Source organism: Pirellulimonas nuda (genome assembly GCF_007750855.1).
Lineage (GTDB): Bacteria > Planctomycetota > Planctomycetia > Pirellulales > Lacipirellulaceae > Pirellulimonas > Pirellulimonas nuda.
On record NZ_CP036291.1, the window covers coordinates 254933 to 269063 of the forward strand.

General features: G+C 66.7%; 10 protein-coding genes. All 10 read right to left on the reverse strand.

Annotated elements, in window-relative coordinates; translation table 11 throughout:
- Positions 1 to 8: 8 nt before the first annotated feature.
- Entirely contained in the window at positions 9 to 722 is a 714-nt protein-coding gene (locus Pla175_RS00995) for a hypothetical protein (protein ID WP_145280440.1), read from the reverse strand.
- A 72-nt stretch (positions 723 to 794) separates the two neighbouring features.
- Entirely contained in the window at positions 795 to 1463 is a 669-nt protein-coding gene (locus tag Pla175_RS01000) for a hypothetical protein (RefSeq protein ID WP_145280442.1), read from the reverse strand.
- 437 nt (positions 1464 to 1900) lie between these two features.
- The gene (locus tag Pla175_RS01005; protein ID WP_145280444.1) at positions 1901 to 5350 is read right to left on the reverse strand and encodes a class I SAM-dependent DNA methyltransferase; all 3450 of its coding nucleotides are present in this window, start codon (positions 5348 to 5350) and stop codon (positions 1901 to 1903) included.
- A 1043-nt stretch (positions 5351 to 6393) separates the two neighbouring features.
- A complete protein-coding gene (gene hisF / locus Pla175_RS01010; protein WP_145280446.1) occupies positions 6394 to 7167 on the reverse strand; it encodes an imidazole glycerol phosphate synthase subunit HisF in 774 nt (257 codons plus the stop codon).
- A gap of 12 nt (positions 7168 to 7179) precedes the next feature.
- The gene (locus tag Pla175_RS01015) at positions 7180 to 8319 is read right to left on the reverse strand and encodes a hypothetical protein (RefSeq protein ID WP_145280448.1); all 1140 of its coding nucleotides are present in this window, start codon (positions 8317 to 8319) and stop codon (positions 7180 to 7182) included.
- 40 nt (positions 8320 to 8359) lie between these two features.
- Positions 8360 to 9643: a hypothetical protein gene (locus Pla175_RS01020; RefSeq protein ID WP_145280450.1), complete on the reverse strand. Its 1284-nt coding sequence runs from the start codon at positions 9641 to 9643 to the stop codon at positions 8360 to 8362.
- Positions 9644 to 9836: 193 nt separating this feature from the next.
- Entirely contained in the window at positions 9837 to 11843 is a 2007-nt protein-coding gene (locus tag Pla175_RS01025; RefSeq protein WP_145280452.1) for an ATP-dependent DNA helicase, read from the reverse strand.
- 107 nt (positions 11844 to 11950) lie between these two features.
- Complete coding sequence (locus Pla175_RS01030) at positions 11951 to 12772, reverse strand: thiazole synthase (RefSeq protein WP_145280454.1); 822 nt, start codon at positions 12770 to 12772, stop codon at positions 11951 to 11953.
- Positions 12773 to 13202: 430 nt separating this feature from the next.
- Positions 13203 to 13406, reverse strand: coding sequence for a sulfur carrier protein ThiS (gene thiS, locus Pla175_RS01035; protein WP_197527183.1), 204 nt, complete (start codon positions 13404 to 13406; stop codon positions 13203 to 13205).
- A gap of 101 nt (positions 13407 to 13507) precedes the next feature.
- On the reverse strand, positions 13508 to 14053 hold the full coding sequence (locus Pla175_RS01040; protein WP_145280456.1) for a hypothetical protein: 546 nt from the start codon (positions 14051 to 14053) through the stop codon (positions 13508 to 13510).
- Positions 14054 to 14131 lie beyond the last annotated feature (78 nt).

Below are 14131 nucleotides of genomic sequence, written 5' to 3' on the forward strand. Positions count from 1 at the left end.
GCCGCCCGCTACCTCTCCCGGCCCACCGCGCCGATCCAGATCATGAAGCCGTCGCAGTCCCCCTCGACGGCGGTCGAGCTCCAGCTCGCCGGCTCGCCCTGGGCGTCGCGGCGGAGGACCTTCACCTCGTTGGCCCGGGCCCGGTAGACCACCAGCGGCGCGTCGGGGTCGGCCGTCGTCTGCACCCGTCCCGGGCCCCCCCAACTGAACGCCGTCTCCCCCGTCTGCTTGTTCACAAGCCAGTCGTTCTTGTCCTGCCCCACGGAGACCATGAAACCCTGTCCCCCGTTCACGCCCGGGGCGCTCGGTTTGACGTCGAAGTCGGCAACGGCGTACGGCGTCGGCTCGCCCGTCTTCGGGTCGGTCCGCCGCGTGAGCTTCACCCGCACCAGGTACTCGCCGGCCGCCAGCAGCGTCTCCGGGGGCTGCTCTGGAACCCCGCTCGGCGGGATGCCGTTCGCCTTGTAGTACAACCCGTAACCGCGTCCCTCCGGCAGATAGACGCGGTAGGTGCTCGGCTGGTCGTCTTCGGTCGGCACTCGGATCGCGTGGATCAATTCTGGGTCCACGATGTTGAGCTGCCCGGTCTCGGCCCGCAGCCTGGCCAGCTCCTCCTGCAGCGGCGCCAGCTTCTGGTGGTTCTGCCACAGCGCGATCGCCATCGCCACGATCGCGGTGAGCAGCAGCAGGTTCGCGAGCGAGAACCGCAGCGGGTTTTTCATGACAGGGGCCCTTGGACCGTCGATGCTTGGACTGGTTTGCCGGGGCCTTTTCCCGGGCGCCGCCGAACCGGTTCACGGCCCGGCGCCCTGCGGCCCGCTCGGGTCGGCCTCCGGCCCCTCTTCGGCGATCCATACCAACAAGCCATCGGTGAGCGGTGGTTCGGTGGGCGGGGGGATCGAGCCCCGACCATAGAACACCCGTTTCCGCAGCAGCACCATCGGCTCGCCCGGCTTGCCCACGGTGACCCCTCGGCGGGACACGTGCCTCGACTGTGACCCCGAAGAACCCTCGGAGAGCCAGGCGTCTGCGTCGTCAGGAACCCTCAGAAAGGTAGTCACCCCGTCGTACGACAGGCCGCTCCGCCATTTCCCGTCGGGCTGCCGGTCGAGCTTCACGGTCACCACGAACTCCTGCGGACCGGCCAGATCAAGGCCGCCGTTCGATTGGGGCAGCCCTTCCTTGGAGACCTGGTGTGTTGAGTGTGCAAGGCGGACCCGTTTTCCTGCGGGAACCCAGACCCGCCATTTCCAGGCGAGCGGGTAGTCGGTGGCCATCGCGATCGCGTGGATCTTCGTGGGGTCGTCGACGGTGAGCTGCCCCGTCTCGTCGCGCAGCGCCTGCACCTCGCGGCGCAGCGGCAGCAGCTTCGAGCTCAACTGCCAGATCACCAACGCCATCGCCGTGATCGTCACGAGCAGCAGCAGCGTCTGCAGCGAGATACGCGGGAGGCGGGTCGGCATAGAGTTGATTGGACGAGGGGGGGAGCCTGGCGATCGGGCCACCCGCGCAGACCAGTCGCGCAGGTCACGGAGGCAGCGGACCAAAAATAGCACAAACAAGCCCGCTACGCCCCGTGGTCCAACGCATGGCGGCGGGCTTTTGGCCGAAGGCCATCGTTCACCGTAGCCTGGGGCAAGCGGAGCGCCGCCCCAGGCGGCGCTGTGAGTGCGGCCTGTGGCCAAAGGGCGCGCCGCCGACGCCTGCCCTACGGCGTTGCCGCAGGCTACGGCGCCGAAGGCCTGCGGCCGAATGCGGTCGTTGTTCTTGCATCGATGTAGGCTGCCGGCGGCTCGGGCGCCGGGCGCCATGCCCACGCATGCGTGGGCAAGTGTAGATCGGTCGTCGCTGGCCTCGGGTGAGTCGCATGGCCAGGCGAGCGCGGCCATGTCGGCCGGGCCTACGCCGCGTAGCGGCCGTCTTCGAGGCGGCGGGCTCGGCCCAGCGCGGCGAGGGTCTCTAGCAGCTCCGCGACGCGCTCTTTGTTGGCGCGGGTGAACCGTTTCGACACGTCGGCCGCGGTCGCCGGGCCCGACAGCGTCCCCAGCGCCTGCCCCACCGCGGCGGCCTGCTCGCTGAGCGTCTTGGGCCAGGCGAGCTTCTTGAGCTTCGCAGCCCCAGCAGCCGCCGACCCACGTTTCGGCGCGGCCGCATCCTCCCCAACCGCCATCCCCTGCTGCGACTCGCCGCTGGGGTTCTGAAACTCGGGGCGTAGCCACCGCACCAGCCCGCGGCGTTCTTCCTCGGCCCGCTCGTGGTTGAGCGCCACCAGCCGCTCCAAGATCTCTTCGTCGGACAGGTCGACCGGCCAGCCGTACGCCTCGGCCACCGCGGCGTCCAGGTCGTCGTGGTTTTGCTTGAGCACCGCGACCAGCCCCTGCTCGTGGATGGTGCGTTCCTTGGGGTTGAGCGTCTCGCCGCTGCGGAGCTTCTCTAGCACGTTGTACATGCCGGTCATCGTCAGCGAGGGGTGCGCGGCCTGCTGGCGTTTGCGGTGCGCGTCGAGCTGCTCGCCGAGCTCGCGGATGCGCGATTTTTGAGCGTCGATCGCCTCGGGGAAGGGAAAGGTCTCAAAGCAGCGCGTCTTGTTGTAGCGTGGATCATTTCCAACGCCCATCCGACCTCCTGAAGCTAGCGACCAGGTAGTATGCGGACGCGATGAAAGGACACCCAACGCATAGGCGTCGTCCAATCCCACATTGATTAGCATATTGTCCGGAAGAATGCGGCCGTCAAGAAAGACGAAGTATCGATGCTTGGCCGTCTCTGGAGTCGCGATAAAACGCTCCAGGCCGCGGAGCGAGTTGCGCAGTTCAGTGTTCTTCCGACCAAAGAGCCACCAGTTTTCTCGCCTGTACTTTTCGTTGTTCTGGTCGCGCTCCGGCTTCACGTTGTCAACGACATGCTGATAAACGGCTGGGAAACGGTCCCTCACTGCTTCTTGCGACAGCTCATGAAGATCTATGACGAGCAGATTTCGCGACACCTGAGAAAGATCACGACCATGGCGGTACTCGCGAATTCGCCATTCCAGTTCCGAAACGCTGCCCAATCCAAGTTCCGATGCCTTCTCGCGGGTTACGAGGAAGCCCGATCCATGAAGCTTGACGCCTGTATTGCTAATGGAGTGATTGGCCTTCAAAGGAGCAGTCTGATCGATGCGAGCTCCTATTCGCAATGCGGCGGAAATGAATCCCTCAGTCTGTTCGAGTTCGATCGCGCTAGAGCCATCTGCGCGCGATGATTCCGAGACGACGCGAACGAGGATACCTTTGCCTGCGGGTTTCCCTGCGACTGTCATCCCGATTCGCACGGCAGCACCATCCGTGGAGTCAACCCAAGGATGGTCCGGGATGACAAACGCCAACTCACACTTAGCATCGGTTTCTAGATGGAGTTGAAGCACCCGGCGGTTGAAAGTCTGGCGTATGCTATTCGTCGTAATGAATCCGAATCGAACAGATTCGTGATTCCGAAGTGAGACGGCCGCCTTATGCCACCAGTACATTACGTAGTCGCAGGACTCCGGTAACTCGTCGTAGGTCGAACGGATCGCGTCAACGTAACCATCTCCCAAGTCGTGACGCATCTTGCTTGCGCCAATAAACGGCGGGTTTCCCACCACAAAATCCGCCTCCGGCCACTCTGCCTTCTTCGGGTTCAAGTAGCGGTACATCGGCAGCCGGGCCGACTCGTCTGGCACTTCGAGCCCTGTCACCGGGTGGGGCTTGGTGGTCCGGCCGTCCCAGATCGTCACCGGCTTGCCGGCGTCGTCCAGCACAATCTCGCGGCTGCTCCAGTCGAGCACCGCGTCGCGGCACTCGATGTTCTTGAAGTTCTGGATCACCGGCTGCGGCGGGTCGACCTTGCCCCGCGTGCGGAAGTGCCACTGCAAGTAGCCGATCCACAGCACCAGTTCCGCAATGGCCGCGGCGCGGGGGTTGATCTCGATCCCCAGCAGTTGGTGCGGATCGACCGTGTGCCCCCCTTCGAGCATCGTTTGCGTCTGCCCCAACGCTTCAAGGGCCGCGATCACTTCCCCTTCGATCCGCTTGAGGTGCTCCAGCGTCACGTACAAAAAGTTGCCGCTGCCGCACGCGGGGTCGAGCACGCGGACCTCGCACAGCCGGTCGTGGTAACGACGCAGCTCGGCGACCGCCCCGGCCGTGTCCCCCTCGGCTTCCAGCGTCATCGCCGCGGCCCGCGCGGCGGCCCACTCGTCGCGGAGCGGCTCGACGACGGTCGGCACCACCAGCCGCTCGACGTACGCACGCGGCGTGTAGTGGGCGCCCAGCTTGTGCCGTTCTACCGGGTCGAGAGCCCGTTCGAGCAGCGTGCCGAAGATGGCCGGTTCGACATCGCGCCAGTCTTGCTCGGCGCCCTCGATCAGCAGATCGAGCTCGTCGCGGGTGACGTCGATCGCGGTGGGGGCGTGGAACAGGCCGCCGTTGAAGTACAGCAGGTCCTTGCGCAGCAGGGTGCTGAACCCGCCGCGGTCCATGGTGCGCCACAGCTCTTCGACCACGGGCCTAAAGTGCTTGGGCGATTCGAGCCCCCGCAGCAGGTCGCGGAAGGCGTGCTTGGGGAGCAGCTCAACGTCCTCGGCGAACATCGTGAACAAGCACCGCATCAAGAAGTGGGCCACGTCCTGCGGGTCGTGCCCGGCCGCTTCCAGGCTCTTGGCGAGCTTGGCCAGCTTGTCCGCGATGGCGCGGGTGACCTTGGCGCTCTGCCGCGCGGGGTCGAGCGCCAGCGGGTCGGTCCAGACCAGCCGCAGCCGCTCACGGACTTCTTCCTGTTCGAGGTCCGCCAGCTTGATGGTGTGCGAACGCGGGTCGGGGAACGGCACGTACGCGCCGCCGGTCTGGCTGAACTCGCTGTACAGCCGCAGCGAGTGGCCGACATCCACAACCAGCAAGAACGGGGGCCGGCCCTCGTCCGGCGGCAGGCTGCGGGCGTAGCGTTCTGCTTGGCCGACGGCCCGCTGCATGGCGTTCTCGTAGGCGCTTGTGCCGCGTAGGCCGTGGCCGCTCTTGCGTTTCGCCTGCGCCTTCTGCTGGCGCTCGGAGAGCAACTGCCCCTGCTGCCCGGCTTCGACCCCCTGCTTGGTCTCACAGACAAACGCACCGCGCTTGTACAGGTCGACAAAGCCGGTGCTCTGCGTGCCGTCGCGGTTGTCGAACGTGACGGCGCGCTCGAAGACGTAGGCGTTCTGCTGGTTCTCGGCTTTTGCCGGGTCGGGGTGGGGGACTCCCAGCAGGTCGCACAGCTCGTTGAGGAAGCTCTGGTAGTTGGCGCGTTCAGAGCCGCCCGAGGGCGCCCAGCGCTCGATAAACGCGTCTGCTTGCATCTCGACGTCAACCCAGAGGAGCCTACCCACCAAGCCCACAAAGGTACTTGGGCGGCAAAGCCCGCGGCAGGCCCCACCGGCGGGTGACCCCGTTCGCCTGCAGGGGAGGCGTCGTGGTCCTAGCGGTTGCGCGAGTTTTTGGCCGCCCGCTCTCCGGTTTGGCCCCCGATTCGCACACACGACAGCCAGCCGCCGGCGCTGGTCGCTTTGCAACCAATCAGTGAGCCGGCGCCACGGTGAAAGCAACAGCCACTCTCTGGGAGAACACTGGTATGTTCGGATCAAATCGAGGAAAGGGCATTTCGATCGTCACGATTTTGCTCGTAGCGCTGCTGGTCTATTGGATTTATTGGGGGTACTAGCGGGATGCGGAGCGGAGGAGTTTCACATCGTGTCTGTTGGACTCACCCGCTTCTCCCGAGACTGGTCGCCCCCCGCCGGGCTTCCCGCCGTTGCCGTAGGCTACGGTGACGAAGGCCTTCGGCCAAATGCAGGAGTTGATTTTGCATCGATCTAAGCTGCCCACGGCTGGGGCGTCGGGGGCGTTTTTGGCTCGCAAATAGCCACCCGGTCGGAGAGAATTGGGGGCGGGTGCGGACCCCCCACGGTACACAGCCGGGGGGCGGGGCGCCCGGGGTCTGCGCGGCGGGCGGGGCGGCCAGCGGGTGCGCCTATTTTTGTCCCTCAGGTGTCCGCTGGGCGCGGCTCGCGGGCCACGGCGGACGACGAAGACGGAGGAGCGCCTTGATTCTTGTTGTTCCCGATGCTTGCCCGGACCGGAGCGACCCCCAGCAGGTGTCCGATTGGGGGGGGATTTTGTCCGCTGGGCCGGCTCGGCGGGGCCTTGGAGCGCCCCTTCTGGGGGGTGGGGCCGCGGGCCGGGCGACGTCGGCAAAGGACTTACGACGACCCGGGGGGGTTTTGTCCGATTTTCGATTTTCAGGAGAGCGGACAAAAGGACAAAAGTCGCCCAGCGGCGGCAGCGTCGCCGGCGGCGTCGTCGGTGGGGGGGCGGCGGGGGACGCGGCGCGGTGGCCGGCGGGTCAGACGACCATCCGCACCGGCACGCCGCGCCCGGCCATGACGCGTTTGGTCTCGGCGATGGTGTACTCGCCGAAGTGGAAGATGCTGGCCGCCAGGGCGGCGTCGGCCTTGCCGATCAGGATCGCGTCTGCCAGGTGCTCCGGGCGCCCCGCGCCGCCGCTGGCGACCACGGGGATGCCGACCGCCTCGGCGACGGCGCGGGTGATCTCCAGGTCGTACCCGTCCTTGGTGCCGTCGGCGTCCATGCAAGTCAGCACGATCTCCCCGGCGCCGAGCCGCTCTGCCTCGCGCGCCCAGGCGACCGCCTCGAGGCCCGTGGGGATACGACCGCCGCTGATGAAGACCTCCCAGCGCTCAACGCCGTTCTCGCGGACCCGTTTGGGGTCGATGTTCACGACGGTGGCGCAGGAGCCGAAGGCTCGGCTGATCTGGGTGACCAGCTCCGGCGTGCGCACGGCGGACGAGTTGAGGCTGACCTTCTCGGCGCCCGCCTGGATCAGCCGGCGGGCGTCTTCGAGCGTGCGGATGCCGCCCCCGACGGTGAGCGGCATGAACACCTGCTCGGCGACGCGGCGGACCATGTCTGCGGTGATGTCGCGGCTCTCGTGGCTGGCGGTGATGTCGAGGAACACCAGCTCGTCGGCGCCCTCGGCCTCGTACCGCTGGGCCACCTGCACCGGGTCGCCCGCGTCGACCAGGTTGACGAAGTTGGTTCCCTTGACCACGCGGCCGCGGTCGACGTCGAGGCAGGGGATGACGCGTTTGGCGAGCATGGCGGGCGGAGGTTATTGGGCAGGGAGTGGCCGGGCTGGTCCGACGGGTTGGGCGGCCGGGCCAACGACAAACGGCCGCAGCACCTCGGGGGCTTCTTCCCCCGGCGTGATGGTGGCGCCGCGTTGGAGCTGAAGGATGCAGCGGTTGTTCAGGCCGGTGGCGCTCATTCCGGCGGCGAGCGCCGGGCCGTCGACCCAGGGGAGGAAGTCTACCAGATGTTTGGGGCGAACCATGCCGATACAGCCGTCGATCACCAGGCTGTTGGGGAGCTCCGCCAGCAGCACGAGCGGCGCGCCGATGGGGGGGTCGGCCGCGTACTCGTCGGCGGACGGGGTGTTGCTGGCGTGGACGTCTCGCAGCGTGATGCTGACCCCCGGGGCGGAGGGGAACGAGGTGCGCGGCGGGCAGCGGTTGAGCACCACGGCCATGCCGCCGTACTCGCCGCCGAAGCGGGCGCCGCGGACCAGCACCATTTGTTCTTGGCGGTCGCCGGCGGCTTCGAGCTCGATCCACGCGAGCGAGGCCTGGGTGCGTGCGTTTGCGGCGGGGGTGAAGATGCCGCCGTCGACCATCAGCCTCCCCCAGGAGGTGGTGATCGGCGTCACGCCGGCCGTGCCGGTGGGCCTGCAGAAGCAGTCGCGGATGGTGAGCTGGTCGCACATCCGGCTGTGGGCGATCTTGTCGACCTTGTCGAAGACGCAGCGCTCAACGACGACAACCGACGACCGGCACTGGATATCGACGGCCGTGCCGCGGACGCCGGCGAAGTGGACCCCGGAAATGAGCGAAGAGCCCATAGTGAGGTTGTTGCCGAGGTCGCCGGTGTTCCAGCGGACGCCGTTGGGGGCGTCGGCGATGGTCAGCGAGCCGGAGATCTCCGACCGCCAGCCCTGCCCCTCGATAGCGAATGTGGTGCTGGCGAGCGACCCGCACTTGAAGACGGCGCCCTCGGCGAGCAGGCGCGAGCTGGCCGGCATGCGGACGGGGCCCGACAGGTCGAAGCTGCCCGCCACGATCACCGGCGGGATCTGGTGGCTCCAGGTGTACCCCCCCTGGTTGGGAGAGATCGCCACGATGCTGCTGGCGGCGCGGGCGAGCGCGGCGTTGACGGTGGCTTCGTTCCCGCCGTTTACAAAAATCGCCTCGGCCATGAGGGCTGCTCCTAGTTGGGCAAGGTGAGTGGCGGAGCGCTTACGACTTGCCTCCCAGCACCAAACGAACCAGGAAGATGCCGAACAGGGCGTAGAGCGCGTAAAGGCACAGCGTAAGCCATCCGCGGTAGGTATTGTACAAGCCCAACACAAACGCGTAGTAGGAAGCCAGCAGCAGCAACGAGTACCAGTCGACCGTATGGGCCTGCCACTGCAGGTTATTGCGGAAGGTCACCGTGCCGACGAACCGGTAAAAGATGCCCATGAACAGAAACCCGATCGACCCCAGGCTCCCGAAGTGGAGGTACAAGTCGCCGATGCTACTCATGGTGTAGCCCCAGCTCGTGCGTGTCGTTCCGCTCACGAACTTACCCAGGTTTACGTTCCAGTCGGGCAGCCCGAACGAGCGCGGCACAGGGAGCTGGTTGAGCAACCAGTCACGCGGCGAAAGCGTTCCGGTGAGCGTTGACTGCTGCTCTCGCGACTCCATGGCGACGCACAGCGGCGTCAGCGAGTCGTGCAGCAAGACGCCGGACGAGCTGGCTCCAGAGAACGAAGGGATGGGGTGGGCGGCGATGTACTTCAGATACGCGAGGGCCCCTGCGTAGTGGCCCCCCGCAGCGCCGCGGCCGCTGAGCCCCATCATCCCCAAGTATGCCGCCAGCGCTAGGCACAAGATCGCCGGAACCACGCGGATGCGTTGCCGCGCGAAGCTAAACGAGACAAAGCACACCAGCAGCGGCAGCCCGGTGCCGCGGCTAAAGCTGGCCATGAGAGGGGTTGTAAACACCGCGATCGAGGCCACGGCGAAGAGCATCCGCATTAGGCCGACCCTGGGGTTCGACCCCAGGTAGAGCCCGAGCGCCGCGGGTCCGCCGAACACGCACGCCATTGAGAAGCGGCTGATGATCCGGCCAACCGGGCCGAAATACCCAGCCACGAACGGATTGATGAGCACCAGCGTAGCGCAGAACAATGTCGCAATAAAGAACGACGTCGCCCCGGTGTTCCAGTGGAACGTTAACTCCGGCGAGGCCTCGCCGATCCACTTGCCAATCGGCGTGACGTACCCTATCCAGAACACCGCCAGACACACCGCCACGAACCACAACGCCATTACGGCGTGTTCGTCGTAGGCGCTCGCGATGACGGTGAGCCCGTGCGGCTGATAGTTGATCGCGTTGCCGGCCGTGCTGACCCACACCAACCCCGGGATCACGAACCGCGGCCTGAGCAGGTCGATAAACGCTTTCGGGAAGCGCAGTAACCCCGCCAGGCTTAGCGCCGTGACCGCCAGGAACGGGGGATAGAGTTCGGACTGCATAGCAAGCTTTCACGGTTCCGCTCGGACGCGACGCACGCGACGGTGCGGACCTCGAGGCTCTTGTACCTTAGCCCGCAAGTTCGGGGCGTCCAAGCCATCTGCGGGTGGATCCGCCTACAAGCGAAGGGTCTTTGACCGCTATCACCCCCGGAGGGCTACGCAGGCAGCGCAACCGGCGTCATCGTCATAGCGGTTACGCCTGTTCCACCTCCCGCCGGCAGTTGGGCAGGCTTTCAATGAACAGCTTCCCGTAGTACTTGGTCTCGATACGCGGGTCGAGGCACACCACCGTCCCGGTGTCGCTCTTTGCCCGGATCAGCCGGCCGAACCCCTGCTTGAACTTCAGCACCGCCTCGGGGAGCTGGTAGTCGCGGAACGGGTTCCCGCCGGCCGCGCGGATCGCTTCTAGCCGCGATTCTAGCAGCGGGCGGTCGGGGACGCTGAACGGCAGCTTGGCGATGATCACCAGTTGCAGCGCGTCGCCCGGCACGTCTACTCCTTGCCAGAAGCTGTCGGTACCCAGCAGGATGCTCCGCGGGTTCGCCTTGAACTCGTCGATCATCTGCGTACGCGGCGTCCCGTCGGCTTGGCTCAGGATCCGCAGGTTCCACGCCGCCGCGAAGCCGGCCAGCCCCGCCGCGGCGCGACGCAGCTGGTCGTAGCTGGTGAACAGCACGAACGCCCGGCCGTCGGTGTGGGAGACGTGCCGCTGGATCACCTCCAGCGATCGCCGCTCGAACCCCTGACGGTCGGTGACCGGGTCGGGCATCCCGCGCAGCGTCACCAGCCGGGCCTGCTCTTGGTAGTTGAAGGGGCTCCCTAGCTGCAGGCTCTCGCACTGCGTCAGCCCCACGCGCGACTTGAAGAAATCGACAGACCCGCTCTGCCCGACCGACAGCGTGGCGCTGGTCAGGATCACCGTCGACACCTGGTCGAACAACTGCTCGCGCAGCGCCGGCCCCAGGTCGATCGGCGCCGCGCCCAGCTCGATGCGCGGCGCCCCGCGGCGGCCCGGCGTCGATTGCATCCAGTAGCAACTGCCCCGCTCGCTCTGGGTCCGCCACGCCTCGACGTCGCCCGCCAACGACAGCACGCGGTCGTGCGCCGAGACGAAGTCTTGCCGGTCGACCTCGTCCTTGATCGTGCTCGCGGCGGCCTTGAGCGCGCGGGCCAGCACCCCCAGCGCCGGGCTGAGCTCGTTCGCCACGACCTTGGCTTCTTGTACGCGGCCGTTCTCGGGGCCGTGGCGGACCCCCCATTCCCACAGCTCGCCAAAGAACTCATCGGCTTGGTTGCGGCAGCGGTCGACCTCCCGCAACGCGCTGTCGAACCCCCGCCCCACCAGCAGCCCCTTCTGGGTGCGGTCGTTGTAGAGCCGCGACAGTACGAACTCTACCTGCCCGCTGGTGACCTTCAGCCCCAGGTGGTCGCCGGCCACCTGCTCCACGGTGTGCGCCTCGTCCAGCACCACGATGTCGTAGTCGGGCAGCAGGCTCACCCCTTGCCGGCGGAGCGCGATGTCGCTGAACAATAGCGCATGGTTCACCACTAGGATCTGCGCGTTCTGCATCCGCCGGCGGGCGGCGTAGTAGAAGCAGTCTTTGTAGGTCGGGCAGCGGCGCCCCAGGCAGTTGCTGCTGTCGCTGGCGGCCTCGTCCCACACGGTGGGCGACGGCCGCCCCGGCAGGTCGGCGATCGAGCCGTCGCCGGTCTCCTTCGACCACGCCATCAACTGGCGCAGCTCCGCCACCTGCTCGTCTTGTGCGAACAACGACCCCGCACGGCCCATCGCCGCGTGCAGCCGGCGGAGGCTCACGTAGTTCCGCCGCCCCTTGGCCAGCACCGCGGTAAACTCTTGCGGGATCACCGCCCGCAGCAGCGGCAGGTCCTTGGCCAACAGTTGTTCTTGCAGCGAGATCGTTTGCGTCGACACCACCACCCGCCGCTGCGGCAGGGTGACCCCCTGGTGGTTGGTCCGCGTCTGGGTCGCGGCCAGGATCGCCGGCACCAGGTACGCAAAGCTCTTGCCGACGCCGGTGCCCGCCTCGACCACCAGATGTCGCTGGCGGCGGATCGCGTCCGCCACCCCCTCGGCCATCGCTAGCTGCTCGGGGCGGTCCTCGTACCCGGGGAGCCGACGCGCAATCGCCCCCTCGGGTCCGAGGATGTCGCGGGAGGTGAGCGGTTTGGTTGCGTCCATGACTGACCTTAAGAAGCCGTCAGCGATCAGCTTTCAGCGATCAGCGATTGCTTCATGCTGAATCGAGAACTCAAAGCTGACGGCTGAAAGCTGACTGCTGACCGCTGTTAACCCGCCGGCTGCCACGTAATCACCCCCTCGTCCGGGCTGCTCGCGGTCGCGTACAGCCGCTTCGGGATCCGGCCGCTCTGCCAGCTCAGCCGGCCGGCTTCGCACGCCAGCCGCATCGCGTCGGCCATCCGCAGCGGGTCCTTGGCGTGCGCGATCGCGGTGTTCAGCAGCACGCCGTCTACGCCCAGCTCCATCGCGGCGGCAACGTCGCTGGCGGCGCCCACGCCGGCGTCTACGATCACCGGGTACTCCGGGTCTCCTTCCTTCAAGTACTCCAGGCAGATGCGGATGTTGTTCGCGTTGAGCACCCCCTGGCCAGAGCCGATCGGGCTGCCGGCCGGCATCACGCTCGCCGCGCCGGCGTTCTTCAGCCGGCGGGCCACGATCGGGTCGTCGGAGGTGTACACCAACACCTCGAAACCGTCCGCCACTAGTTGCTCGGTCGCTTTGACCGTCTCGATCGGGTCGGGCAGCAGCGTCCGCTTGTCGGCCAGGCACTCCAGCTTCACCCAGTCGGCGCCCGGGTTCTCCAGCCCGCTCAGCAGCTCGCGTCCCAGCCGCGCCACGCGCACCGCGTCTTCGGCGTTGAAGCAGCCGGCCGTGTTGGGCAGCAGCGTGTAGCGGCTGGTGTCGATGAAGTCGAGCAGGTTCCGCCCCTGGGCGTCGATCAGCCGCTCGCGGCGTACGGCCACGGTCACACAGTCGGTCCCGCTGCGCTCCAGGGCCTGCTGCATCTGGGCGTGCGTGGCGTACTTTCCGGTGCCGACGATCAGCCGACTGCTGAGCGTGTGACGGCCGATGCGGAGCGGGTCGGGCATAGCGGGAGCAAGAATCGGGGTGGCGGCTGCGGGAATAGGAATTGTCCTTTTGTCCGTCGCTGGGGGGAGTGATTTTCGGACAAAACCCCCCCTCGACCGGCAGCTTACCGCGGCCTGGGCGGTTTTGGCGAGTTAGGCAGCGCCGCCGAGGGGACCTTTGGTGCTGCTAGGATCGCTGGGGTGGACACATCGGGGCTCAAGTGGACACCTCGGGGACAAAAGTCGCGCACGTGGGTTGGTCGTCTTCAAACCAGTCGAAAGGGGGGCGCCGTCGCCTCTGGGCGCTGCAAACGGCGCGGTAGAAGCCAGCCGCCCACGCTCCTGCGATAACGCTACGCAACCCGGTATTGTCGGGCCGCGCGTGGCTATTTGCTACCGCATTCTTGGCGATTCGTGACGCGTGCTGCTCGGGCGGATCGCCCGGGGTGCGCTAGCCGCCGCCGACCAGCGTGACCACCTCTAGGCGGTCGCCGGGGGCGAGCAGCGTCTGGGCGTGCAGGGCCCGCGGCACGACCGCTAGGTTCCGCTCGACCGCGACGTGCTTCACGCGGATCTCTAGCAGCTCTAGCAGGTCGCTCACGGAGGCGCCTTCGGGCGCCTCGCGCGGCTCGCCGTTGACCTCGATCTGAATCATGCCGGTTGCCGAAGCAGGTGTCGCCAAAGAAGGGGCCGCCGAACAGCGGCCACTCACTATTCACCACTCACTATTCACCACTCACCAACCACCGCCCCGTGCTACTCCCGCACAAAGGCGGTCCGCAACTTCACCTTATCGAGCGGCACAAAGGTGCCCATGAACGGCTTGCCCGAGGAAAACTGGGTCGTGTTGAACGGCAGGGCGTAGGCGGCCGCTTCGCCGCTGGTGACGTCGACCACGTAGATCACGCTGCTGCCGAGCTGGAAGCCGGCCGAACCGCGGGGGATCTCGGCGTTGCCGGTGATCATGATGTAGTTCGAGGCGCGGCCCCCGCCGGAGGTCGCGAAGTCTTTGGTGATGTTGTACTCGTAGAAATTGGTGAACTTGGGCGAAGCGTTGCGACCCCCAGGCCTCGGGTTGATGACGGCCGCCTTGAGGTCGCCGGTCAGCTTGTCGAGGAAGTACAGCGCCTCGACCCCGTCGCCCGCCAGCCCGGTGGCGACGGTGAAGTTGTCGACCGATTCGGTCGCCGACGCGTGCAGCCTCTGCTGGGGCCACAGGCCTGCCAGGTTCATCCCCAGCACGGCGCCAACCATCAGGCCGGCCGCGGCGTAGAACCAGCGGGATTGGTGGGTAGCGTGCATGAATCACTCTCCGAGAAGAGGTAAGTTGTTGTGGTAACCCGATAGTATCGCGATACAACTCCGCTCGCCAGCATCCCG

Excerpts from the sequence above, each read along its gene's own strand:
- Pla175_RS01030 (WP_145280454.1), bottom strand. The coding sequence starts at position 12,772 with ATGCCCGACCCGCTCCGCATCGGCCGTCACACGCTCAGCAGTCGGCTG.
- hisF (WP_145280446.1), bottom strand. The coding sequence starts at position 7,167 with ATGCTCGCCAAACGCGTCATCCCCTGCCTCGACGTCGACCGCGGCCGC.
- Pla175_RS01000 (WP_145280442.1), bottom strand. The coding sequence starts at position 1,463 with ATGCCGACCCGCCTCCCGCGTATCTCGCTGCAGACGCTGCTGCTGCTC.
- Pla175_RS01025 (WP_145280452.1), bottom strand. The coding sequence starts at position 11,843 with ATGGACGCAACCAAACCGCTCACCTCCCGCGACATCCTCGGACCCGAG.
- thiS (WP_197527183.1), bottom strand. The coding sequence starts at position 13,406 with ATGATTCAGATCGAGGTCAACGGCGAGCCGCGCGAGGCGCCCGAAGGC.
- Pla175_RS01015 (WP_145280448.1), bottom strand. The coding sequence starts at position 8,319 with ATGGCCGAGGCGATTTTTGTAAACGGCGGGAACGAAGCCACCGTCAAC.
- Pla175_RS00995 (WP_145280440.1), bottom strand. The coding sequence starts at position 722 with ATGAAAAACCCGCTGCGGTTCTCGCTCGCGAACCTGCTGCTGCTCACC.
- Pla175_RS01020 (WP_145280450.1), bottom strand. The coding sequence starts at position 9,643 with ATGCAGTCCGAACTCTATCCCCCGTTCCTGGCGGTCACGGCGCTAAGC.
- Pla175_RS01040 (WP_145280456.1), bottom strand. The coding sequence starts at position 14,053 with ATGCACGCTACCCACCAATCCCGCTGGTTCTACGCCGCGGCCGGCCTG.
- Pla175_RS01005 (WP_145280444.1), bottom strand. The coding sequence starts at position 5,350 with ATGCAAGCAGACGCGTTTATCGAGCGCTGGGCGCCCTCGGGCGGCTCT.